This window comes from Streptomyces coeruleofuscus (assembly GCF_039532725.1).
GTDB classification, from domain to species: Bacteria; Actinomycetota; Actinomycetes; order Streptomycetales; family Streptomycetaceae; genus Streptomyces; species Streptomyces coeruleofuscus.
Window position 1 is genome coordinate 705252 of sequence record NZ_BAAASE010000004.1, and the last position, 20760, is coordinate 726011.

Below are 20760 nucleotides of genomic sequence, written 5' to 3' on the forward strand. Positions count from 1 at the left end.
GCGGCCGTGTCCGCGCCCGGCGGCGCGGGTACACCCTCGGGGTACGCGCCCAGCGGCAGCGGAAGCGCCACCGTCCGCTCAGTCTCCGAGGCGGTCCCATGGGTGAGTCCCTCACGGAGTTCAGGACGGAGACGACGCTGCCCGCCCCCGGCGGGCAGCGCGGTACCGAGCCCGGGCGTGCGGCCGGGGCACCGGAAGGGCGGGGGCCCATCGGAACACAGCGGGACGGTCGGCCGGTCCCGGCCGACGGGCACGAGGCGGTCATGCTCCTGGAGCGGGCCCGGGCGGAGGTCGACCCGGTACTGCGGGACGCGCTCGCCTCGCTGCCCGCGCCGATGCGCCGGATCGCGCGCTACCACTTCGGCTGGGAGCAGGCGGACGGCACACCGGCCGAGGGCGGCTCCGGCAAGGCGATCCGGCCCGCGCTCGTCCTCGCCGCGGCGGCCGCCCTCGGCGGGGCCGAGGCACGGGCGGCGGCGGCCCGGGCTGCCGCGGCGGTGGAGCTGGTCCACAACTTCACGCTTCTGCACGACGACGTGATGGACCGGGACGCCACCCGCCGGCACCGGCCCACCGCGTGGACCGTGTTCGGCGACCCCGACGCGATCCTCGCCGGGGACGCCCTCCAGGCGCTGGCCATGCGGCTGCTCGCCGAGGACCCGCATCCGGCGGCCCCGGCCGCCACCGCCCGGCTCGCCGACTGTGTGATCGAACTGTGCGCCGGACAGCACGCGGACACGGCCATGGAGCGGCGCGCTCCCCGCGAGGTCACGCTCGACGAGGTGCTCGCCATGGCGGAGGCCAAGACGGGCGCGCTGCTGGGCAGCGCCTGTGCGATCGGCGGGCTGTACGCGGGTGCCGGGGACGCGGACGTGGCGGCGCTGGACGCGTTCGGCCGGGAGGCCGGGCTCGCCTTCCAGCTCATCGACGATGTGATCGGCATATGGGGCGACCCGCGCCGCACCGGCAAGCCCGTCGGCGCGGATCTGGCCGCTCGCAAGAAGTCCCTGCCGGTCGTGGCGGCCCTCGCCTCCGGCACGCCGGCGGCCGCGGAACTCGCCGAACTGTACGCACGACCCAGCGAGAAGGAGGACCTGGACCACATCGCCCTGACCGTGGAGCGGGCGGGCGGCCGTGACTGGGCGCAGAACCAGGCGGCCGACCGGATGGCAGTGGCGATGCAGCAACTGGCACGCGCGGTGCCGGACCCGGAGGCGGCGGGCGGTCTGCTGGCCCTCGCCGAGTTCGTGACACGGCGCAGCGGTTGACCGCGCAGCAAGTGACCGCGCAGCGGTTGACGGCGGACGGTGCGGCATTCGGCGGCCGGGAGCGGCCGCCGGTGCGGCAACGGGCCGCCGGTGACACCTGACGGACCTTCGGGTCACCGAAGGGCAGGACCCCGGAGCGTCTCGGGGGCGTGCGGCTCCTGACTCCGTACGGCCCCGGGCCTCCGGCCAGGCGGGTCCCGCACTGCCCCACGGTGTGCGGGGCCCGCCTCCTACCGCCGGTCACGACAGGCGCTTTGGGCAACTGTTCGATGGATTCCCGCCAAGCTCACGCACCGCGCGCCGGGACGGCTCCCAACCGCCCTACGATCAACGCCCGTCGGGACGATCGAAGGGGCGGGACATGGGTGTGGCGATCCGGACGGCGGGCGAGGGCGACCGGGAGCTGGTTGTCCGGCTGCTGGACGAGGCGTTCCATGACGACCCGGTGAGCGGCTGGGTCTTCCCCGGGGCGGAGGACCGTCGCGCCAAGCATCCCGGGCTCATGGCCGCCTTCACCGACATCGTGCTCGCGGACGGGCGCATCGACCTCACCGAGGACGGTTCGGCCTGTGCGTTGTGGCTGTCCATGCCGGCCGACGACCATGACGGCGACGCCGAGGACGACGGTCCGGCCCAGGTGCGTCAGGCCGTCGATCCGGACAACGAACGCGTCGAGACGATCGGCCGGCTGACCGCCGCCATCCACCCCTCCGGGCGGGCCCACGAGTACCTGTGGATGATCGCCGTGGCCCCCGGCCGCCAGGGCGAGGGCCTCGGCACGGCGCTCATCGAGTCGGTCCTCGACCGCTGCGACCGAGAGGGGCTGCCCGCCTACCTGGAGGCGAGCAGCGCCCGCAGCCGCAAGCTGTACGAGCGCCTCGGCTTCGAGCCCGCCGGCCCGGTGCTCGACCTCCCGGAGAACGGCCCGGCCATGTGGCCGATGTGGCGCGAGCCCCGCACGCGCAAGGCCTAGGGGGTGTCCGCAAAGTCCCGCCTGCCCCGCGACGCCCGGCACGCTCCCCCACTGCCTTAAGGGCGTGGGAGGTGCCCCCACTCGCCGCACCGGGCGAACACCCGCGTACAACCAGCACGCGGGCGTCCGCCCGGCACTCCCCCAGCCTTCGGCCGGGGGTACCCCCAGAGACGCACCGAACGCCGCAGGGCCCGCCCTCCGGGCGGACGACGGGACTTTACGGACACCCCCTAGGAAGGCGCCCGCGAAGTCCCGCCTGCCCCGCGACGCCCGGCGCGACCTAGACCTCGCCGGCCTGTCCGGCTTGCCCCTCCGGCAACACCGTCGCCACGATCCTCTCCACCAGCCCGTCCGGCACGCTCACCCCGGGCAGTACGCCTTCCAGGACGCCCGGCAGGGTCAGGTGCTCCAGGAGCAGTCCCAGCATGGCCAGGTACAGCACGGCGACGGACTCGTCGCCGCCGGGGAGGCCGGCCGTCCGGTGGAATTCCATGGCCTCCTCCAGGTCGCCGCGCACCGACTTGGTGTAGGAGGCGAGCAGTTCGGGACGCCGGGTGGCCTCCAGGCGCAGCTCCATGAGGGCCAGATAGCCCGTGCGGTCGCGGGTCGCGCGGGCCATCAGGTCGTACATGAAGGCCGTGACCAGTGAACGGTCCCGGGGGCGGGTCATCAGCTCGGCGACCACGTCCGGGTCGGGCGCGAGCCGTGTGTGCAGCCGGGTGTCGATCTGGCGCAGCAGGTCGGCACGGCCGGTGAAGTAGTTGGAGGCCGTGCCCACGGGCACGCCGGCCTCCGCGTCCACCGCGCGGAACGTCAGCCCGCGCGCTCCCTCGCGCGCGAGCACCTCGACGCCGGCGTCGACGAGCGCGGCCCGGCGCTCGGGATTGCTGACCATGCGGAGTCCCTTCTCCCACTTTCGTCGGTTCGTGGATATCGGCTTGCAACCACTACAGCGGGAGTACTACAACTGAAGTCGTTGCACCGGCAGCCTACGAAAAGAGACCGGCTTGCGAAAGCTCACGTACTTCATCGCCTGTTCCATCGACGGCTTCATCGGCGACCCGGGCGGCGACGCGACATCGATGGTCCGTTTCGTCGACGAGGAGTTCCTCGCCTTCCTCAAGGCGGAATACCCGGAGACCGTGCCCACCCAGGGCCGCCGGGCCCTCGGCTTCGACGACCTGCCGAACAAGCGGTTCGACACCATCGTCCAGGGCCGGGCCAGCTACGACCTCGCCCTGAAGGACGGCATCACCAGCCCCTACGCCCACCTGCGCGAATACGTCGCCTCCCGGACGCTGAAGGAGTCGCCCGACCCGAACGTCGGGATCATCGCGGACGACCTGGCCGGAAAGGTCCGCGAACTGAAGGCCGAAGACGGCGAGTTCGGCATCTACCTGTGCGGTGGCGCGCAGATCGCGGGCGAACTGCGCGACGAGATCGACGAACTCGTGATCAAGACCTACCCGCTCGTGTACGGCGCGGGCATGCCGATGTTCGGCTCCGGATTCGAGATCTCGGAGTTCGCCCTGGAGTCGGTGCGCACCTTCGGCAACGACGTGCTCGTGCGCACGTACAACAGGAAGCGCTGAGGCCCCGACCGGCCTACCCTGAGGACATGGGCAGCGAAGAACACGTCTGTCCGACGTGCGGACAGCCAGTGGAAACAGTCGTCCGGCGCCACAAGACGCTGGGCGCGTGGGTCCCGCGCTGGGTGCCGGGCCCCTGCCGCAACCCCGAGTGCGCGGCCTACGACGCGGAGGGTGCCGAGGGCGGTCATGCCGGCGAGGGCACCCGGACCCCCGACCAGCCCCGGTCCGCCGTGGGCACCGCCCCACCCGCGACGAACCCGACCGAAGACGCTCCCGGAGAAACCGTCGCGGAAAATCCCTGAGCTCGTGTCGAGAATCCCGGCCCGGCTCCGACGTCCCCTGTGAGAGCCGCCCACCAGGGCGGTGAGAGCCGAAGGAGCGGACTGATGAAGTACCTGGTCATGGTGCAGGGCACGCAGGCGGACTACGAAGCCATGCGCGGCAAGGCGTCGGCGGACTCCCCCGCCTGGAGCGAGGACGAGATCCAGGCCATGTTCGCCTACATGGGCGCCATCAACGACGACCTCTCGGAGACGGGCGAACTCGTCGACGGGCAGGGCCTGGCCGAGCCGGCGCAGACCCGGCACGTCACCCTCGGTGACGACGGCAAGGCGGTGATCACCGACGGGCCGTACAGCGAGACCAAGGAACTGCTCGCCGGCTACTGGGTCCTGGAGTGCGAGAGCCTGGAGCGGGTCACGGAGATCGCCGAGCGCGTCGCCCGGTGCCCCCAGCCGGCCGGCGCCCCCGACTACCCGGTCGTGATCCGTCCGATCATGGACGGCTCCGGGGACATCTGAGAGCCGGACCACGCCGACGGACGGGCCGGTGAGGAACACACCCGAGATCGAGGACCTGCTGCGCCGGAACGCGCCGCAGGTCCTCGGCGCGCTGGTGAGGCGCTACGGGCACTTCGACGCCGCCGAGGACGCCGTACAGGAGGCGCTGCTCGCGGCGGCCGGGCAGTGGCCCTCGGCGGGGGTGCCCGGCAATCCGCGCGGCTGGCTGATCAGGGTGGCCTCGCGGCGGCTGACCGACGCACTGCGCAGCGAGGAGGCCCGGCGGCAGCGCGAGGAGCGGGCGGCGGCGCTCACGCCCCGCGACGCCTTCACCGCCCCGCCGCCCGGGGAGCGGGCTCCCCGCGAGGACGACGCCCTTTCGCTGCTCTTCCTGTGCTGCCACCCGGACCTGACGCCGCCGGCCCAGATCGCGCTCACGCTGCGCGCCGTCGGCGGTCTCACCACGGCGGAGGTCGCCCGCGCGTATCTGGTGCCGGAGGCGACGATGGCGCAGCGGATCAGCCGGGCCAAGCAGAAGGTGCGGGGTATGCGCTTCGGCCGCCCGGAGCGTTGGGAACAGCGGCTGCCGTCCGTCCTCCAGACCCTCTACCTGATCTTCAACGAGGGCTACACGGCCACCTCCGGCACCGCCCTCCAGCGCCGTGACCTCGCGGGCGAGGCCGTACGCCTGACCCGTACGGTCCACCGGCTGCTCCCCGAGGACTGCGAGGTGGCCGGCCTGCTCGCGCTGATGCTGCTCACCGACGCCCGCCGCGACGCGCGCGGCGGACCGCACGGCGAGTTGATCCCCCTCGACGAGCAGGACCGGGACCGCTGGGACAAGGCCGCGATCGAGGAGGGCGTCGCCCTGGTCACCGGGGCGCTGGCCCGGGGCAGGCCCGGGCCCTACCAACTGCGTGCCGCGATCGCCGCCGTCCACGACGAGTCGCCCTCGCCCGAGGCGACGGACTGGGCCGAGATCCTGGGCCTCTACGACGTCCTCGTGACCCTGGTCCCAGGCCCGGTCGAACGCCTCAACCGCGCGGTGGCCGTCGCCATGGTCCACGGCCCGCACGCGGGCCTGTCCGAACTGGACGCGCTGGCAGGCGACTTGAAGGGCCACCGCCTGGACGCCGTACGAGGCCACCTCCTGGAGCGCGCGGGCGAGCCCGAAGCCGCTCGTACCGCCTACGAGTCGGCGGCCGCCCAGACCCTCAGCCTGCCCGAACAGCGCTATCTCCTGGCGCGGGCGGCGCGGTTGCTCGACTAGCGTGTGAGGCATGGACATGGCGGGGGAGCGGCGGCGCAGGGTGTGGCGCCGGGTGGTGATCGTGTGGGTCCTGGCCGTGGTCGTCGCGGGCGGGCTGACGCTGTGGATGCAGGACTCGACTCGGCCTCGGGGGCCGTACGTCTGGGAGCAGACGAACCCCGAGGCGACACCGGACCTGCCGCCCTGCCCGACGCCCGAGCACGGTGGGGCCGTCCTCTGCGCGTACACCGAGTCGGATTAGACCTGCAGCCCGCCCGTCTCCGGATCCCGGGTCGTCAGGCAGTACGTGCCGCCCGCCGGGTCGCGCATCACCGTCCAGCCCGAGAAGCGGGCCACGAACACCGCCCCGAGCTCCTCGTGCCGCGCCCGGGTCGCCTCGACGTCCGCGCAGGCGAGGTCGAGGTGGGCGGAGGCCGGGCGTTCCTCGCCGAGACGTTGCAGGAGCAGGCGTACCGGCAGGCCGGGCGGCGGCTCGACCACGTGGAACTCCGGAAGGGAGCCGGGACGTGACGTCCAGTCGGCCAGCAGCCCGCTCCAGAAGGCGACTTCGGCGTCGTAGGCGGACGGCGGCACGTCCACGCACACCTGGTCGAGACGGCTGCCCCGCACCACCCCCGGCCGCGACGATTGCCCGCGCCAAGGGTTCGCGCAGAACAACTGCCCGCCGGGCGACCGCAGCACGACGAGCGACCCGAGGTCGGCCACCACGCTCGCGCCGAGCCGCGTCGCCGAGTCGGCGAACTCCCTTACGTCGTCCACACAGAAGTCGGGATGCGCACCGCCGTGCCCCGATCGCACCGCCTGTGCCTTCAGGCAGGCGTCGGCGTCATGCGGGACCAGCGTGGCGAACTCGGCCTGTTCTCCGCGCAGTTCGGAAAGCCGGGTGTCCGTGACCGCCGTCCAGAACGCGCAGGCGGCGTCGAACGACTCGCGCGGGCGGTCGATGAAGGCGTACGTCCAGCGGATCCTCATGGCCGCGATCGTATAAGGACGGCCTCACCGCCACCCGCGTGAACCTTGACCAGCCTTTGCCTCGCCGTTCCCCGCCTATTGGCCCGCACTTGTTTGCATTCAGGAATGGACCACATCACGTTCCTCGTGGCGGTCGTCATCGTGACGGCGCTCGCCTTCGACTTCACCAACGGATTTCACGACACGGCGAACGCGATGGCCACGTCCATCGCCACCGGCGCACTCGCTCCCCGTACGGCGGTCCTGATCAGCGGTGTCCTCAACGTGGTCGGTGCCTTTCTGTCCACCGAGGTCGCCAAGACCATCTCGGGCGGCATCGTGGACGACACCCTCGTCACCCCGGGGATGATCTTCGCGGGTCTGGTCGGGGCGATCCTGTGGAACCTGCTGACCTGGCTGGTCGGCCTGCCGTCGAGTTCCTCGCACGCCCTGTTCGGCGGGCTGATCGGGGCCGTGTGGGTCGGGGCGGGCAGCCATGGCGTCAACTTCGACAAGGTCGTCGAGAAGGTGCTGGTGCCGGCGGTGGTCTCGCCCGTCGTGGCGGGTGTCGCCGCGCTGCTGGCCACCTACCTCGCCTACCGGCTCACCGACCGCGCCCGCAAAGAGTCCGTGACCAAGGGCTTCCGGGTCGGCCAGATCGCCTCGGCCTCGCTGGTCTCCCTCGCCCACGGCACGAACGACGCGCAGAAGACCATGGGCGTCATCACCCTCACCCTGATCTCGGCCGGCGCGCTCGGCCACGACGCCGGACCGCCCCTGTGGGTGATCGCGTCCGCGGGCCTGGCCATCGGCCTCGGGACGTATCTCGGCGGCTGGCGCATCATCCGCACCATGGGCAAGGGCCTCACCGAGATCCAGTCGCCGCAGGGCTTCGCCGCCGAGACCGCCTCCACCACCGTCATCCTGACCTCCGCGCACCTCGGCTTCGCCCTGTCCACCACTCAGGTCGCCTCGGGCAGCATCCTCGGTGCGGGGCTCGGCCGCAGGCTCGCGGAGGTCCGCTGGGGCGTCGCGGGCCGCATGGCGGTCGCGTGGCTGGTCACGCTGCCCGCCGCAGCACTGGTCGGCGGCCTGGCCGCGAGCGTGGTTCAGAGCGGCGACCTCGGTACGGCGGTCGTCGCCCTGGTCGGCGCGGCCCTCGCCGCGGTCATCGTGCTCGTCTCCCGCCGCAACCCGGTCCACGCGCACAACGTCAACGACGCACACGGGGTCACCATCCGCACCGAGCCGCCCGCCAAGGTCGGCACGGCCGCCTGAACGACGGGGAGTCGGCATGCAACTGGACTGGACCGCACTCGGCCAGGTCGCCGTGGTGAGCACAGGCGTCACCGTCGCCGTGGTCGTCGTCTTCGCCCTCGGCGTCCTCGGCCTCGCCCGACTGGAGGGCGCCCGCGACCAGCAGGGCCGCACCTCCGCCGTCGGCCTCACCCAGGCGGCGCTGTGCTTCCTGGCCTGCGCGGCCGTGGTGGCGTACGGGGCCTTCCTGATCGTCCCGCAGTTCCACTGACGGCGGCGACCGCGCCCATGACGAAGGGGCCCGGCCGGTTCTCCCGGCCGGGCCCCTTCGTCTGCCCGTGACTTCAGGCCTTCTTGGTCTCCCAGAAGATCTTGTCGATCTGGGCGATGTAGTCCAGCGCCTTCTGGCCGGTCGCCGGGTCGGTCGAACCCTTGGCGGCCGAAAGGGCCTTGAGGGTGTCGTTGACCAGCTGGTGCAGCTCGGGGTACTTCTCGAAGTGCGGCGGCTTGAAGTAGTCGCTCCACAGCACGGACACGTGGTGCTTCGCGAGCTCCGCGCGCTGCTCCTTGATGGTGGTGGCACGCGCCTGGAAGTGCGGGTCGTCGTTGGCGGCCATCTTCTCCTGGATGGCCTTCACCGACTCCGCCTCGATGCGGGCCTGGGCAGGGTCGTACACACCGCAGGGAAGGTCACAGTGTGCGCTGACCTTGACCTTGGGGGCAAACAGGCGGGAAAGCATGGAGCATTCCTTCCTCGTGATCGTCTTCTCACAGGGGACATTACTCCGTGAGGGACGGCTTTTCGCGGGTGCCCCCTTGGGCTTAGGACAAAAGTCCGGGGTGAGACTGAGACTGGTGGACGAAGAACCGGGAGGTGCCGGGTGATGCCCGAGCTGTCGCAGGAGTCCGAGCGGGGGAGGTCGGCCGCGCCCTTCGGGGTGGCCGAGGTGACCGGTCCGTCCATGGTGCCCACGCTCTACCACGGGGACCGGCTCCTGGTGCACTACGGGACCCGGGTCAAGCCCGGTGACGTCGTCGTGCTGCGGCACCCCTTCCAGCAGGACCTGCTGGTCGTCAAGCGGGTCGCCGAGCGGCGCGAGAACGGCTGGTGGGTGCTCGGGGACAACACCTACGCCGGCGGCGACAGCACCGACTACGGCGTCGTACCGGACGAGCTGGTGCTGGGCCGGGTCCGGTTCCGCTACCGGCCGCTCAAGCCCGGCCGGCGTTCGCCCTGGGCGCTGCTCGGCTGGGCGCTGTCGGCCGCCAGGCCCGTCCTCTCGGGCAGGCCGGGCCGGGCGGCTTCGAGGCGTTTGCGGGCGCGGTAGGCCGCCACGTTGGCGCGGGTCGCGCAGCGGTCGGAGCAGTAGCGCCGGGAGCGGTTGGTGGAGGTGTCCAGGTAGGCGTTGCGGCAGGGCGCGGCCTCGCACAGGCCGAGCCGGTCCACGCCGTACTCGGTCAGGTGGAACGCCAGCCCCATCGCCGCGATCGCCGCATAGCCCGCGGTCGCGTTGGACGGGTGGTCCGCCAGGTGCATGTGCCAGAGGGGACGGCCGTCGTCATCGCGGAAGTCGTGCCCGGAGATCTGCGGGCTCACCGGGAACTCCAGCAGCAGTGAGTTCAGCAGGTCCACGGCGAGCGTCTCGTCGCCCTTGTCGGCCGCCTCGAAGACCGCGCGCAGCCGGGCCCGGACCGAGCGGAAGCGGGTGACGTCCGCGTCGGTGGCGCGGCGGGCCGCCGACTGGTTGATGCCGAACAGCTCGCGGACCGCCTCGACCGACGTCAGGGAGTCCTTGCCCCGGGCCGGCTCCTCGGTGTTGACGAGGCGCACCGCATAGTCCGAGTAATAGGCCAGTTCCACTTGTAGTCCTTACGGAGGGGCTTTATGGTCATGAGCGCGCACTCGTAACAGCTGATGGTGCTTCCAGGGTATTACGAGGGAGGGGCTCGATGACGGACGCGGACACCACCACGACCACCGCCGACTGGCAGGCCTGGCAGAGGAGCTGGGACCGGCAGCAGGAGTGGTACCTGCCCGACCGCGAGGAACGGTTCCGGATCATGCTCGACATGGTCGAGGCCCTCGTGGGCACCGCCCCGCGCGTGCTCGATCTCGCCTGCGGCACGGGGAGCATCACCGCCCGGCTGCTCGCCCGGTTCCCGGAGGCCACCAGCACCGGCGTCGACCTCGACCCGGCGCTCCTGACCATCGCCGAGGGCACCTTCGCGGGCGACGAGCGGGTCAGCCTCGTCACCGCCGACCTCAAGGACCCCGAATGGCCGGCGAAGCTGCCGTACGACTCGTACGACGCCGTCCTGACCGCGACGGCCCTGCACTGGCTGCACCGGGATCCCCTCGCGGACCTCTACGGCCAGGTCGCGGGAGTGGTCCGCGACGGCGGTGTCTTCATGAACGCGGACCACATGATCGACGAGACGACGCCCCGGATCAACGCCGCCGAGCGGGCGCAGCGGCACGCCCGCATGGAACAGGCCGAGCGGGACGGCGTCCTCGACTGGTCGCAGTGGTGGCAGCTCGCCGCCAAGGACCCGGTCCTCGCGGAGCCCACGGCCCGGCGCTACGAGATCTACGGCGAGCACGCGGACGGCGACATGCCGTCGGCGGCGTGGCACGCGCGCGTGCTGCGCGAGAAGGGCTTCGCGGAGGCCAGGCCGGTGTGGTGCTCGCCCTCGGACACCCTGCTGCTCGCCCTGAAGTAGCACGCGGAAGGGGGCGGTACGGAGTTCCCGTACCGCCCCCTCGCCGTGTGCGCGGTCAGAGCACCTTGGACAGGAACGACTTCGTCCGCTCGTGCTGCGGGTTCGTCAGCACCTCACGCGGGTGACCGGATTCGACCACCACACCGCCGTCCATGAAGACCAGGCTGTCGCCCACCTCGCGGGCGAAGCCCATCTCGTGGGTCACGACGATCATCGTCATACCGGACTCGGCGAGGTCGCGCATGACGTCCAGGACGTCACCGACCAGCTCCGGGTCGAGCGCCGACGTCGGCTCGTCGAACAGCATCAGCTTCGGGTCCATGGCGAGGGCCCGGGCGATGGCGACGCGCTGCTGCTGGCCGCCGGAGAGCTGCATGGGGTAGCTGCCCGCCTTGTCGGCCAGACCCACCCGGTCCAGGAGCTCCAGGGCACGCTGCCGGGCCTGGCCCCTGCTCACGCCCTTGACCTGGACCGGCGCCTCCATGACGTTCTCCACGGCCGTCATGTGCGGGAAGAGGTTGAAGCGCTGGAAGACCATGCCGATGTCCCGGCGCTTGCGGGCGACCTCGCTGTCCTTCAGCTCGTAGAGCTTGTCGCCCTTCTGGCGGTAACCGACCAGCTCCCCGTCCACCGACAGGCGGCCGGCGTTGATCTTCTCCAGGTGGTTGATGCACCGGAGGAAGGTCGACTTGCCGGAGCCGGAGGGGCCGATGAGGCAGAACACCTCGCCGGACTTCACCTCCAGGTCGATGCCCTTGAGGACTTCGACGGGGCCGAAGCTCTTGTGGACGCCTTCGGCCTTCACCATGGGGGTCATGCGGTGCCTCCCGTCGGCTTCGAGCGGCTGGACAGGGACAGCACGTTCGCCTTGATCTTCTGGAACGGCGTGGCCGGGAGCGACCGGCTCGAACCACGCGCGTAGTGCCGCTCCAGGTAGTACTGGCCGATGCTGAAGACCGAGGTGAGCAGCAGGTACCAGGCCGCCGCCAGGAACAGCATCTCGGCGGGGGCGCCGGAGGTCTGGCCGATGTCCTGGGCGGCGCGGAGCAGCTCGGGATACTGGACGACCGAGACCAGCGAGGTCGTCTTCAGCATGTTGATGACCTCGTTGCCCGTCGGCGGCACGATCACGCGCATCGCCTGCGGGATGACGATCCGGCGCAGCGTCCTGGCGTGGCTCATGCCGAGCGCGTGCGACGCCTCGGTCTGGCCCTCGTCGACGGAGAGCAGACCGGCCCGGCAGATCTCCGCCATGTAGGCGGCCTCGTTGAGGCCGAGGCCCAGCAGCGCCGTCAGGAACGGGGTCATGAAGTCCGACCACTCGTCCTTGTAGAACGGCCCGAGGTTGATGTACTCGAAGACCAGGCCCAGGTTGAACCAGACGATGAGCTGCACCAGGACCGGGGTGCCGCGGAAGAACCAGATGTAGAACCACGCGATCGACGAGGTCACCGGGTTCTTCGACAGGCGCATCACGGCGAGCATGACGCCGCCGACGATGCCGATCACCATGGACAGCACGGTCAGCAGGAGCGTTTTGCCCACGCCGTCCAGGATGCGGTCGTCGAAGAAGTAGTCCGGGATCGCGCCCCAGTTGATCTTGCCCTGGGAGAACGCGTAGACGACCCCGACCAGCAGGGCGATGGCGACGACGGCGGAGATGTACCGCCCGTAGTGCCGGACCGGGATGGCCTTGATGGCCTCCGGCCCGGCCGGGGGCGTGTCGCCCGTCGTCTTGTCGATGTCAACAGTCACGGGTGTTGCCTTTCAGTGCCGCTGCGTCGCGGTCACTTGCCGCCGTTGATGGTGGCTTCCTTGATGGCGCCGTCCGTGACGCCCCACTTCTTCATGATCTTCTCGTACTCGCCGTTGGCGATGACGGCGTCCAGCGCGGCCTTGAGGGCGTCCCGCAGCTGCGTCTGGTTCTTGGCGACCGCGATGCCGTACGGAGCGGCCTCGACCTGCTCGCCGACCAGCTGGAAGTCCTTGCCGCCACCAGAGGTCTTCACGGCGTACGCGGCGACCGGGAAGTCGGACGAGCCGGCGTCGGCGCCACCCGCGCGCAGACGGGTCTGGGCCTGCTGGTCGTTGTCGAAGGGCTCGATGGCGATCTTCTTGCCGGCCGGGCACTTCTTCGACTCGGCCTTGGCGAGGTCCTCGGAGACCGTGCCGCGCTGCAGGACGATCTTCTTGCCGCACAGGTCGGACCAGGTCTTGATGCCCTGGTCGTCGCCCTTCTTGGTGTAGATCGAGACACCGGCGGTGAAGTAGTCGACGAAGTCGACGCCCTCACCGACCTTCTTGCCGGTGTCGGAGTCGATGCCCTCCTGGCGGTCCTTGGTGTCGGTCATCGCGGACATGGCGATGTCGTACCGCTTGGAGCGCAGACCGGTGATCAGCGTGTCGAAGGTGCCGTTCTCGAACTGGAAGTCGACTCCGAGCTGCTTGCCCATGGCGGCGGCGAGGTCCGGGTCGATACCGACCGTCTTGCCCGCGTTGTCCTTGAACTCGACCGGGGCGTAGGCGATGTCGGAACCGACCTTGATGATGCCCTTGTCCCGGATCGCCTGCGGCAGCTTGTCGGCGAGCGGGGCCGACGCCGTCGCGGTCTGGTTGTCCGAGCCGTTGTCCTTGGTCTGGTCACCGCATCCGGTGAGCATCAGCGCGCCTGCGACCGCGATCGCACCGACCGCTGCTAGCCGGGACTGCGCGGCGGTCGTACGACGGGTGGAGCTTGCGGTCATGGTGGGTTCCTCCGGCGGATGGGTGGAGTTGCCGATGGGGCGGGCGCTGCCGATGGGTTCGGCAGTGCCGTGGACTGCCGACGGTGCCGGCAGTTCCGTGGGTCGACGAGAACACACGTCTTCGAGTGTCGCGACCTCGTGTGATTACGGCATCTTGCCATTCGGACGGCGCCATTCTGGGGGCCAGCCATGTCAAAATCGGATAACGGGCGACCCCCGAACCGCACCACTCCGGTACATCACGACCGGACCTTCTGCGGGAATCGCTCCTTCCGGCCGGAAGATCTTCGGTTTGTCCCGGGAATCCGATACGGGGCCCGAAGGATTCGCCGATAGTTGACCGGTTGTCGGGGGATTGTCCAGGCCTTGTCACGATATTGGACGAAGAGTCGGGCGTCCGTGTGTGACCTTCGCGTTATGGACTCGTCGTCGGCGCCGTCCGTCCGGTAAGAAGGGTCTTTACACCCCTCATCCGGGGCTCAGGGCGCGTGTGCGGCGCGCCCGTCGCGTATGCGCCCGTACGTATCACGTACACAGCATGACCACGGCCGTACGCGGTCCCGCCCACGCCTCACCAGGAGTGGCCACCCTCAAGCCAATGAAGATTTAAGGGGTAAAACGAAGTGGCAGCGGAGATCGTCAATCCTCGCAGCGAGAGCACGGCGGACCATACGGGTCACGAGGGCGGTGCGGAGCCCCTCGACTCCTTCGATCCGGCGTTCGCGCTCCACCGCGGCGGCAAGATGGCCGTGCAGGCCACGGTGCCGGTCCGTGACAAGGACGACCTGTCCCTGGCGTACACGCCCGGGGTCGCGAAGGTGTGCAGCGCGATCGCGGAGCAGCCGGAGCTCGTCCACGATTACACGTGGAAGTCGTCGGTCGTGGCCGTCGTGACGGACGGTACGGCCGTGCTGGGGCTCGGTGACATCGGGCCCGAGGCCTCCCTCCCGGTGATGGAGGGCAAGGCGATTCTTTTCAAGCAGTTCGGCGGCGTGGACGCGGTTCCGATCGCGCTGAACTGCACGGACGTCGACGAGATCGTCGAGACGGTGGTGCGCCTCGCGCCGTCGTTCGGCGGGGTCAACCTGGAGGACATCTCGGCGCCGCGGTGCTTCGAGATCGAGCGGAAGCTCCAGGAGCGGCTCGACATTCCCGTCTTCCACGACGACCAGCACGGTACGGCGGTCGTGACGCTGGCGGCCCTGCGGAACGCCGCGCGGCTGAGCAAGCGGGCGCTGGGAGAGCTGCGGGCCGTCATCTCCGGCGCCGGTGCGGCGGGTGTCGCCATCGCGAAGATGCTGGTCGAGGCCGGGATCGGGGATGTCGCGGTGGCCGACCGCAAGGGTGTCGTGTCGGCGGACCGGGACGATCTGACGCCGGTGAAGCGGGAGCTGGCCGGGTTCACGAACAAGGCGGGCATCAGCGGTTCGCTGGAGGCGGCGCTGGCCGGGGCCGATGTGTTCATCGGGGTGTCCGGTGGGACGGTGCCGGAGGACGCGGTCGCGTCGATGGCCGAGGGGGCGTTCGTCTTCGCCATGGCGAACCCGAATCCTGAGGTGCATCCCGAGGTCGCGCACAAGTACGCGGCCGTGGTGGCTACCGGGCGGTCGGACTTCCCGAACCAGATCAACAACGTGCTGGCCTTCCCGGGGATCTTCGCGGGTGCGCTTCAGGTGCGGGCGTCGCGGATCACGGAGGGGATGAAGCTGGCCGCCGCGGAGGCGCTGGCGGGCGTGGTCGGGGACGACCTCGCGGCCGACTACGTCATCCCGTCGCCGTTCGACGAGCGGGTCGCGCCGGCCGTGACGGCCGCGGTGGCGGCGGCTGCGCGGGCCGAGGGTGTGGCTCGGCGCTGACGTTCGCCTGTGTGGTGAGGTGGCCCTGCCCTGGTGGGTGGGGTCACTTTTTTTGCCTCCGGGTGCGGCTGTCCGGGTGGCGTGCGCGTGCCTGCGGCGGCCTGTGGCTGCTTCGGCGGGGGTGCGCGTAGCGCCTACCGGGGTGCGGTGGGCTGGGGCCGTGTCGGGGGGGCTCGTCCTCGGAACGGCGCGATGGGGTCGGACGCCGGCTGACTGTCCGTTGAGGCGCCAACCGCTGCGGGCGGACACCCCCCGACACGTCCCCTTCCGTGCGTGCGCGGGTGCGGGTCCGCCCTGGCTGCGGGCAGTCGTGCCGCTTGGGGCGACGCCCCTCACCAAGAAGCGGCACCCCGTTCCGCCGGGCTGCGGACCCACCCGGCAGTGGCACCGACGCCGAGCGCGTGGCAAGAGGGTGTGTCTCACACGGGCCGGTGGTTCCCCGGGTGCGTTCGGGAACCTATCGTCAAGGTCATGTTCGCTGTCTACGCCGCCCGAATCGACCGCGACCAGCCACTGACCGGCCTGGAGTTGGGAGAGCGTCCGGCTCCCGAGACCCGCCCCGGCTGGAGCACCGTCACGGTCAAGGCCGCCTCCCTCAACCATCACGACCTGTGGTCCCTGCGCGGCGTCGGCCTCGCAGAGGACAAACTGCCGATGATCCTCGGCTGTGACGCCGCCGGCGTCGACGAGGACGGCAACGAGGTCGTCCTGCACTCCGTGATCGGACAGAGCGGGCACGGGGTCGGCCCGAAGGAACCCCGTTCCATCCTCACCGAGCGCTACCAGGGCACCTTCGCCGAGCAGGTCGCCGTGCCGACCTGGAACCTCCTGCCCAAGCCCAAGGAGCTCTCCTTCGAGGAGGCCGCCTGTCTGCCGACGGCGTGGCTGACCGCGTACCGGATGCTGTTCACCAACGCGGGCGTCCGGCCCGGCGACTCGGTGCTCGTGCAGGGCGCGGGGGGCGGTGTCGCCACGGCCGCCATCGTGCTGGGGAAGGCCGCCGGGCTCCGGGTCTTCGCCACGAGCCGGGACGAGGCCAAGCGGAAGCGGGCAGTGGAGCTGGGGGCCGTGGAGGCCCTGGAGTCGGGGGCGCGGCTGCCGCAGCGGGTCGACGCCGTGATCGAGACCGTCGGGGCCGCCACCTGGTCGCACTCCGTGAAGTCGCTGAAGCCCGGCGGCACACTGGTGATCTCCGGTGCCACCAGTGGTGACCGGCCCTCGCATGCCGAACTGACCCGGATCTTCTTCCTGGAGCTCAAGGTCGTCGGATCCACGATGGGCACCAAGGACGAGCTGGAGGACCTGCTCGCGTTCTGTGCCGCCACCGGTGTGCGGCCGGTCATCGACGAGGTGCTGCCGATGGGCCGCGCGCGGGAGGGCTTCGAACGGCTGGCGTCCGGTGAGCAGTTCGGGAAGGTCGTGCTCACCAACCCGTAGTCACCCCTGCATGTGCTGACGGCCGGTCCGGGTTCGGGCCGGCCGTTTGGTGTGTCAACTGGGGTTGACGAAGGTGGGGTGTCAACGTAGGTTGACGTCATGACCGAAGCAACCGATCTGGCCGAGCGTGCGGGCGACCGTGATCCACGGGTCGGCCTGCGGGCCGTCGCCGCCCTGCGCAGGCTGCTGGAGCAGCTGGAAGCCGTACAGGTGCGCAACGCGCGCAACCAGGGCTGGTCGTGGCAGGAGATCGCCACCGAACTCGGTGTGAGCAGGCAGGCCGTGCACAAGAAGTACGGGAGGCATTGATGTTCGAGCGGTTCACGAAGGACGCCCGGAGCGTGGTCAAGGGCGCGTTCGAGTATGTGGAGGGCGGTGGTGGCGGGCAGGTCGTGGAGCCGGAGCATCTGCTGCTCGCGTTGCTCGACCGGGAGGGCAGCCGTGGCTCGTTCGCGCTCGCCGCTCTCGGGCTCGCTGAGCGGAGGGAGTCCGTGCGGGAGGCGCTGGGCGCGGCCCGGCGGCGGGCCGGACTGTCGCAGGCCGAGGCCGACGCGCTCGCCGGGCTCGGGATCGATGTGGAGGAGATCGTCGCCCGGGTGGAGGAGGTGCACGGCGTCGGTGCCATGGCCGGTGACCGGAAGGACAAGGGGTGGTGGTCGGGGCGGGCCTCCTTCGGGCGCGGCGCCAAGGACGTCCTGGAGCGCTCCTTGCGGGCCGCCCTCGCCCAGCGGGACCGGCACATCGGCGACGAGCACATCCTGCTGGCCCTGACCATGCGCCCAGGCGTGCCGGCCGAGGTCCTCGCCGACCACGGGGTGACGTACGAGTCCCTGGTACGGGTGCTGTACGGGGGCGGCGAGGCCAAGGCCGGGTGACGGGTGCCCGGACGTCTACTTCTTCGGGGTGCGCAGCAGTGCTCCTATGTGGGCCGCCGCCGTCGACAGGTGGCGGCGGGCGTCGCGCAGTTGGTCGGGCGTGACGCCGTGGTCCCGGGCCGCGTCGCGGATGTCGTCCCGGAATCGGTCGAGCAGGCGGTCCAGGTCGCGGGCGGGGTCGCCGGTGGAGTCCGCGGCGTCCTCATGGGCCCAGGTTGGTTCGTAGCCGGCCGGGAAGTCCTCGGGGGTCTGTGAGGGCGTCGGCTGCGAGGCCGGCTTGCCGGTGCCGGTCCAGTCGAAGCCGAAGTCCTTGCCGTAGTCCTTGCCGAACTCGCCGACCTCCTTGGCCAGTTCGCTCAGGCCCTCACGCAGTCCCGTGGGCCAGTCGCCGCGGGCGAAGTGGTCCTGGACCTGCTCCTGAACCCGGCGGGCGATGCGCTGCACCTGCTCCTGGGCCTGGGCGCGGGCCTGTTCCTGGGCCTCCTTGGCCTGGCGGCGGGCGCGCAGGGCGTCCTCACGGGCGCGGCGGCTCTCGTCCTTGGCGCGGCGGGCCTGCTCCTTCCACTCCTGCCTGGCGCGCCGCATCTCCTCCTTGGCGACGCGCCAGGCTTCCTTGTCGCCGTACTGCCCGAAGTCCCCGAAGGGGGCGTCCTCCGCGCCACGGGGCTTGGTGCCGGTCTCCCGGCGGGCCTCGCTCGCCGCGGCGCGCACCTCGCGGCGCAGGTCGCCGGCGGCCCCGCGCACGTCGGCGCGGATCTCCGCAGCCAGTTCCGCTACCGACTCCCGGATCTCCAGCTCCAGGTCGGCCAGTTCGCCGCTGCGGTCGGCCAGTTCGGCGCGGCCCGCGTCCGTGATCGAGTACACCTTGCGGCCGCCCTCCGTGGTGTGGGTGACCAGGCCCTCGGCCTCCAGCTTGGCCAGGCGCGGGTAGACCGTGCCCGCCGACGGTGCGTACAGCCCCTGGAAGCGCTCTTCGAGGAGGCGGATCACCTCGTAGCCGTGACGGGGGGCCTCGTCCAGCAGCTTCAGCAGGTAGAGGCGGAGGCGGCCGTGGGCGAAGACGGGGGGCATGTCAGAGCACCTTCTTGTCGGTCGTGCCGTCGGCCGGGACACCGGCGTCGGCGGCGCCCCGGTCGGAGACGGAATTGTCTCCCGACCGGGCCGGCGGGTCGTCCTGCGGGTCGGCCGGCGAGCTGCCGGTGCCCGGCCGGGTGTCCCACGGTTCGTCGGGCTCGTCCTCCCTGGAGGGGCGGCGCAGCAGGGCGATCGAGCCGGAGACCGTGGTGGCTCGCAGCTTGCCGTTGCCCGCGCCCAGACGGCCCGTGATCTTGTGGGCGCCCCACTGGCCGTGCACCCGCAGATCGCCGAAGGCGTTGGAGATCGCGCCGCTCGCCGTGTTGGCCTCGACCTCCGCGTCCGCCGGGTCCGGCAGCCGGATCGCGATCTCGCCCGAGACGCTGGTCAGGCGTACGTCCGTCGGGCCGCCCGGGTCGAGGTCGACGATCATGGAGCCGCTGACCGAGTCGGCCCGCACGGAGGAGCCGGAACCCTCGACCACCGTGAGGTCGCCCGAGACGGAGTTGAACCGGAGGTCGCCGGTCACGTCCTGGGCCTCCACGCTCCCGGAGACCGTGTCGGCGCGGACCGGGCCGGAAAGCGCCACGAGGGCCGTGTCGCCCGTGACGCCCTTCACCACCGCCGGTCCCTCCATCCCGGAGATCACGGCTGCCGCGCCGACCACCCCCACCTGCACCCGGGTGGAGGCCGGGACGGCCAGGGAGACCACCGCGCTGCGGCGCCAGCCCTTGCGGTCCAGCCACTTGAGGAAGCCCTTCCAGGGCAGGTCCTCGTAGGCCACCGTGAGGGTCCCGTCCTGCTGGGTCACCACCAGGGGCGGACCCTCGATCTCGGAGACCTCCAGGCGGGCGGAACCTTCGTCCGTGCCCACCACGTTCACCGTTCCGTTGACGAGACGCACGTGAAGCTCGGTCACGGGCTCGTCGAAGGTGAGTTTCCTCGGCTCCGTGACAGACCACTCGGACATGGGCAGACCTCCCGACACGACGCGCCATATCGCGTCTTCCGAGAATCACGATATATCGTGGTCCAGGAAAGTCAAGACACCCTTCCGGGGACCTCAGGACGCGCAAAAGTACTCAAAGAGGTCTGATTCGCCCTAGCGTGTGACCATGCCGACGGAAGCCGACCGCACCGGTCCAGCCCCCGGGGCGCTGCTGTTGTGCCGGGCGGTGCCCGGGGCCGTCGCCCCCGTCGCCCACCTGCTGCGGGAACGGATGCAGCTCACCCGGGCGGGCGACGAATGGAGCGTTCTCGTCCCCGAGGGCGGGCCCTGGCGGGACGCGGGCGAGCCCGTCGACCGTGTGGTCACCGGCTGGGCCACGGCCCTCGCCGTCGGCGCGCCCTGGCCCGTTCTCGCCCTGTGGTGGGACGTCGACCACGCGGGCTTCACGCTCGCTTCCGGTTTCCGCCGCCCGGTTGGCTTCGTCTGGCTCGCGAGCGGTGTCCCGGTGGGGGAGGAGGAGGCGATGCGCACCTTCGCCGCGCGCGTGGGCCTCGACCCCGTCCTGGACCTCCAGACCCTCGACCAGCTGACGAAGGCCGACTCCGCGGCCGACGCCCGCACCCGTCTGCGCGGCCTGCTGGCGGTCCTCGCGCGCGTGGGCGTCTCACTGCCCCCGGAACTCGCTCCCGGCGAGCCCGCGGACCGCCTCCGGGAAGCCGCAGCACTCCAGCCGGACAGCCTCCCGGTCGAATGGCCGGGGTGGCGCGAGGCGGTCGCCGAACGCGACACCGTCGACCACAGCCGCCTCGGCCCCTGGATGCCCTGGACCGGCGGCCCCAGTGCCCGCGCCCTGGCCCTCGCCCAGATGGCGGCGGGTGTCCCGCTCATCGCCTGGGGGCTACGGCGCCCCAGCGGCGGCTGGGGGTGGGCCACGGCCGGAGCGCTGCTCCTGGCTCATGGCGCACTGGGCCTGGCGTACGCCGTCACGCACCCGCGCGACTGACCGCCCGGGAG

At 71.2% G+C, this 20760-nt stretch carries 24 protein-coding genes and 1 pseudogene; 16 read left to right on the forward strand and 9 right to left on the reverse strand.

What is annotated here, in order from left to right; genetic code table 11:
- The first annotated feature begins 98 nt into the window (after nucleotides 1–98).
- Both ABFX81_RS18570 and ABFX81_RS18575 read left to right on the forward strand, forming a co-directional pair.
- Entirely contained in the window at nucleotides 99–1268 is a 1170-nt protein-coding gene (locus ABFX81_RS18570; protein WP_346138337.1) for a family 2 encapsulin nanocompartment cargo protein polyprenyl transferase, read from the forward strand.
- A gap of 361 nt (nucleotides 1269–1629) precedes the next feature.
- Complete coding sequence (locus ABFX81_RS18575; protein WP_086848639.1) at nucleotides 1630–2241, forward strand: GNAT family N-acetyltransferase; 612 nt, start codon at nucleotides 1630–1632, stop codon at nucleotides 2239–2241.
- A 280-nt stretch (nucleotides 2242–2521) separates the two neighbouring features.
- Here the strand turns inward: ABFX81_RS18575 and ABFX81_RS18580 are convergent, their stop codons facing one another.
- Nucleotides 2522–3136 carry a TetR/AcrR family transcriptional regulator gene (locus ABFX81_RS18580; protein ID WP_346138338.1) on the reverse strand — a complete coding sequence of 205 codons (615 nt, stop codon included), beginning with the start codon at nucleotides 3134–3136 and terminating at the stop codon, nucleotides 2522–2524.
- A gap of 112 nt (nucleotides 3137–3248) precedes the next feature.
- On the opposite strand from ABFX81_RS18580, the gene ABFX81_RS18585 reads away from it, so the two are divergent.
- From ABFX81_RS18585 to ABFX81_RS18605, 5 genes are all read left to right on the forward strand, one after another.
- On the forward strand, nucleotides 3249–3833 hold the full coding sequence (locus ABFX81_RS18585) for a dihydrofolate reductase family protein (protein WP_346138339.1): 585 nt from the start codon (nucleotides 3249–3251) through the stop codon (nucleotides 3831–3833).
- Between the two features lie 26 nt (nucleotides 3834–3859).
- A complete protein-coding gene (locus ABFX81_RS18590; protein ID WP_086846665.1) occupies nucleotides 3860–4135 on the forward strand; it encodes a hypothetical protein in 276 nt (91 codons plus the stop codon).
- 84 nt (nucleotides 4136–4219) lie between these two features.
- Entirely contained in the window at nucleotides 4220–4633 is a 414-nt protein-coding gene (locus tag ABFX81_RS18595; RefSeq protein WP_086846667.1) for a YciI family protein, read from the forward strand.
- Nucleotides 4634–4661: 28 nt separating this feature from the next.
- Nucleotides 4662–5882 carry a sigma-70 family RNA polymerase sigma factor gene (locus ABFX81_RS18600; protein ID WP_086846669.1) on the forward strand — a complete coding sequence of 407 codons (1221 nt, stop codon included), beginning with the start codon at nucleotides 4662–4664 and terminating at the stop codon, nucleotides 5880–5882.
- Between the two features lie 10 nt (nucleotides 5883–5892).
- Nucleotides 5893–6123, forward strand: a complete 231-nt coding sequence (locus ABFX81_RS18605; RefSeq protein WP_346138340.1) for a hypothetical protein — start codon at nucleotides 5893–5895, stop codon at nucleotides 6121–6123.
- Here ABFX81_RS18605 and ABFX81_RS18610 read toward each other — a convergent pair.
- Nucleotides 6120–6854: a VOC family protein gene (locus tag ABFX81_RS18610; RefSeq protein WP_086846671.1), complete on the reverse strand. Its 735-nt coding sequence runs from the start codon at nucleotides 6852–6854 to the stop codon at nucleotides 6120–6122. The two genes, ABFX81_RS18605 and ABFX81_RS18610, sit on opposite strands and share 4 nt — an antisense overlap.
- A gap of 105 nt (nucleotides 6855–6959) precedes the next feature.
- Between ABFX81_RS18610 and ABFX81_RS18615 the strand changes: the two genes are divergently transcribed.
- The gene (locus tag ABFX81_RS18615) at nucleotides 6960–8111 is read left to right on the forward strand and encodes an inorganic phosphate transporter (protein WP_086846673.1); all 1152 of its coding nucleotides are present in this window, start codon (nucleotides 6960–6962) and stop codon (nucleotides 8109–8111) included.
- Between the two features lie 16 nt (nucleotides 8112–8127).
- On the forward strand, nucleotides 8128–8361 hold the full coding sequence (locus ABFX81_RS18620; protein ID WP_086846675.1) for a hypothetical protein: 234 nt from the start codon (nucleotides 8128–8130) through the stop codon (nucleotides 8359–8361).
- A gap of 73 nt (nucleotides 8362–8434) precedes the next feature.
- Here ABFX81_RS18620 and sodN read toward each other — a convergent pair whose 3' ends face one another.
- Nucleotides 8435–8830 carry a superoxide dismutase, Ni gene (gene sodN, locus ABFX81_RS18625; RefSeq protein WP_086846677.1) on the reverse strand — a complete coding sequence of 132 codons (396 nt, stop codon included), beginning with the start codon at nucleotides 8828–8830 and terminating at the stop codon, nucleotides 8435–8437.
- A gap of 222 nt (nucleotides 8831–9052) precedes the next feature.
- On the opposite strand from sodN, the pseudogene sodX reads away from it, so the two are divergent.
- A pseudogene (sodX, locus tag ABFX81_RS18630) lies at nucleotides 9053–9226 on the forward strand (nickel-type superoxide dismutase maturation protease); the annotation flags it as partial.
- A 65-nt stretch (nucleotides 9227–9291) separates the two neighbouring features.
- Here sodX and ABFX81_RS18635 read toward each other — a convergent pair.
- Nucleotides 9292–9951: an ABATE domain-containing protein gene (locus ABFX81_RS18635; RefSeq protein ID WP_086846682.1), complete on the reverse strand. Its 660-nt coding sequence runs from the start codon at nucleotides 9949–9951 to the stop codon at nucleotides 9292–9294.
- An 89-nt stretch (nucleotides 9952–10040) separates the two neighbouring features.
- Here ABFX81_RS18635 and ABFX81_RS18640 point away from each other — a divergent pair, with 89 nt between their 5' ends.
- Complete coding sequence (locus ABFX81_RS18640) at nucleotides 10041–10811, forward strand: methyltransferase domain-containing protein (protein ID WP_086846684.1); 771 nt, start codon at nucleotides 10041–10043, stop codon at nucleotides 10809–10811.
- A 55-nt stretch (nucleotides 10812–10866) separates the two neighbouring features.
- Here ABFX81_RS18640 and ABFX81_RS18645 read toward each other — a convergent pair whose 3' ends face one another.
- Genes ABFX81_RS18645 through ABFX81_RS18655 form a run of 3 tightly spaced genes read right to left on the reverse strand, consistent with a single transcriptional unit; the run spans nucleotide 10867 to nucleotide 13555 of the window.
- Nucleotides 10867–11628: an ATP-binding cassette domain-containing protein gene (locus ABFX81_RS18645; RefSeq protein ID WP_086846686.1), complete on the reverse strand. Its 762-nt coding sequence runs from the start codon at nucleotides 11626–11628 to the stop codon at nucleotides 10867–10869.
- Entirely contained in the window at nucleotides 11625–12566 is a 942-nt protein-coding gene (locus ABFX81_RS18650) for an ABC transporter permease subunit (RefSeq protein ID WP_086846688.1), read from the reverse strand. Before ABFX81_RS18650 ends, ABFX81_RS18645 begins: the two co-directional genes overlap by 4 nt.
- Before the next feature lie 32 nt (nucleotides 12567–12598).
- The gene (locus ABFX81_RS18655; RefSeq protein WP_086846690.1) at nucleotides 12599–13555 is read right to left on the reverse strand and encodes a transporter substrate-binding domain-containing protein; all 957 of its coding nucleotides are present in this window, start codon (nucleotides 13553–13555) and stop codon (nucleotides 12599–12601) included.
- A 623-nt stretch (nucleotides 13556–14178) separates the two neighbouring features.
- Between ABFX81_RS18655 and ABFX81_RS18660 the strand changes: the two genes are divergently transcribed.
- The 4 genes from ABFX81_RS18660 (at nucleotide 14179) to ABFX81_RS18675 (ending at nucleotide 17723) form a co-directional block, all read left to right on the forward strand.
- Nucleotides 14179–15411, forward strand: coding sequence for a malic enzyme-like NAD(P)-binding protein (locus ABFX81_RS18660; protein ID WP_086846692.1), 1233 nt, complete (start codon nucleotides 14179–14181; stop codon nucleotides 15409–15411).
- 471 nt (nucleotides 15412–15882) lie between these two features.
- Complete coding sequence (locus ABFX81_RS18665; protein WP_086841044.1) at nucleotides 15883–16848, forward strand: zinc-binding dehydrogenase; 966 nt, start codon at nucleotides 15883–15885, stop codon at nucleotides 16846–16848.
- A 99-nt stretch (nucleotides 16849–16947) separates the two neighbouring features.
- On the forward strand, nucleotides 16948–17157 hold the full coding sequence (locus ABFX81_RS18670) for an HTH domain-containing protein (RefSeq protein ID WP_003992902.1): 210 nt from the start codon (nucleotides 16948–16950) through the stop codon (nucleotides 17155–17157).
- A complete protein-coding gene (locus ABFX81_RS18675; RefSeq protein ID WP_086841046.1) occupies nucleotides 17157–17723 on the forward strand; it encodes a Clp protease N-terminal domain-containing protein in 567 nt (188 codons plus the stop codon). Before ABFX81_RS18670 ends, ABFX81_RS18675 begins: the two co-directional genes overlap by 1 nt.
- A gap of 15 nt (nucleotides 17724–17738) precedes the next feature.
- Here ABFX81_RS18675 and ABFX81_RS18680 read toward each other — a convergent pair whose 3' ends face one another.
- Together ABFX81_RS18680 and ABFX81_RS18685 are read right to left on the reverse strand one after the other, a co-directional pair.
- Nucleotides 17739–18794, reverse strand: a complete 1056-nt coding sequence (locus ABFX81_RS18680) for a helix-turn-helix transcriptional regulator (protein WP_086841048.1) — start codon at nucleotides 18792–18794, stop codon at nucleotides 17739–17741.
- 1 nt (nucleotide 18795) lies between these two features.
- The gene (locus ABFX81_RS18685) at nucleotides 18796–19767 is read right to left on the reverse strand and encodes a DUF4097 family beta strand repeat-containing protein (RefSeq protein ID WP_086841050.1); all 972 of its coding nucleotides are present in this window, start codon (nucleotides 19765–19767) and stop codon (nucleotides 18796–18798) included.
- Nucleotides 19768–19912: 145 nt separating this feature from the next.
- Here ABFX81_RS18685 and ABFX81_RS18690 point away from each other — a divergent pair, with 145 nt between their 5' ends.
- Nucleotides 19913–20749, forward strand: a complete 837-nt coding sequence (locus tag ABFX81_RS18690; protein ID WP_086841068.1) for a hypothetical protein — start codon at nucleotides 19913–19915, stop codon at nucleotides 20747–20749.
- Nucleotides 20750–20760 lie beyond the last annotated feature (11 nt).

What these genes read in the sequence shown, in the direction of transcription:
- ABFX81_RS18570 (WP_346138337.1), top strand. Translation starts at nt 99, where the DNA reads ATGGGTGAGTCCCTCACGGAGTTCAGGACGGAGACGACGCTGCCCGCC.
- ABFX81_RS18575 (WP_086848639.1), top strand. Translation starts at nt 1,630, where the DNA reads ATGGGTGTGGCGATCCGGACGGCGGGCGAGGGCGACCGGGAGCTGGTT.
- ABFX81_RS18580 (WP_346138338.1), bottom strand. Translation starts at nt 3,136, where the DNA reads ATGGTCAGCAATCCCGAGCGCCGGGCCGCGCTCGTCGACGCCGGCGTC.
- ABFX81_RS18590 (WP_086846665.1), top strand. Translation starts at nt 3,860, where the DNA reads ATGGGCAGCGAAGAACACGTCTGTCCGACGTGCGGACAGCCAGTGGAA.
- ABFX81_RS18595 (WP_086846667.1), top strand. Translation starts at nt 4,220, where the DNA reads ATGAAGTACCTGGTCATGGTGCAGGGCACGCAGGCGGACTACGAAGCC.
- ABFX81_RS18605 (WP_346138340.1), top strand. Translation starts at nt 5,893, where the DNA reads ATGGACATGGCGGGGGAGCGGCGGCGCAGGGTGTGGCGCCGGGTGGTG.
- ABFX81_RS18610 (WP_086846671.1), bottom strand. Translation starts at nt 6,854, where the DNA reads ATGAGGATCCGCTGGACGTACGCCTTCATCGACCGCCCGCGCGAGTCG.
- ABFX81_RS18615 (WP_086846673.1), top strand. Translation starts at nt 6,960, where the DNA reads ATGGACCACATCACGTTCCTCGTGGCGGTCGTCATCGTGACGGCGCTC.
- ABFX81_RS18620 (WP_086846675.1), top strand. Translation starts at nt 8,128, where the DNA reads ATGCAACTGGACTGGACCGCACTCGGCCAGGTCGCCGTGGTGAGCACA.
- sodN (WP_086846677.1), bottom strand. Translation starts at nt 8,830, where the DNA reads ATGCTTTCCCGCCTGTTTGCCCCCAAGGTCAAGGTCAGCGCACACTGT.
- ABFX81_RS18640 (WP_086846684.1), top strand. Translation starts at nt 10,041, where the DNA reads ATGACGGACGCGGACACCACCACGACCACCGCCGACTGGCAGGCCTGG.
- ABFX81_RS18645 (WP_086846686.1), bottom strand. Translation starts at nt 11,628, where the DNA reads ATGACCCCCATGGTGAAGGCCGAAGGCGTCCACAAGAGCTTCGGCCCC.
- ABFX81_RS18655 (WP_086846690.1), bottom strand. Translation starts at nt 13,555, where the DNA reads ATGACCGCAAGCTCCACCCGTCGTACGACCGCCGCGCAGTCCCGGCTA.
- ABFX81_RS18665 (WP_086841044.1), top strand. Translation starts at nt 15,883, where the DNA reads ATGTTCGCTGTCTACGCCGCCCGAATCGACCGCGACCAGCCACTGACC.
- ABFX81_RS18670 (WP_003992902.1), top strand. Translation starts at nt 16,948, where the DNA reads ATGACCGAAGCAACCGATCTGGCCGAGCGTGCGGGCGACCGTGATCCA.
- ABFX81_RS18675 (WP_086841046.1), top strand. Translation starts at nt 17,157, where the DNA reads ATGTTCGAGCGGTTCACGAAGGACGCCCGGAGCGTGGTCAAGGGCGCG.
- ABFX81_RS18680 (WP_086841048.1), bottom strand. Translation starts at nt 18,794, where the DNA reads ATGCCCCCCGTCTTCGCCCACGGCCGCCTCCGCCTCTACCTGCTGAAG.
- ABFX81_RS18685 (WP_086841050.1), bottom strand. Translation starts at nt 19,767, where the DNA reads ATGTCCGAGTGGTCTGTCACGGAGCCGAGGAAACTCACCTTCGACGAG.
- ABFX81_RS18690 (WP_086841068.1), top strand. Translation starts at nt 19,913, where the DNA reads ATGCCGACGGAAGCCGACCGCACCGGTCCAGCCCCCGGGGCGCTGCTG.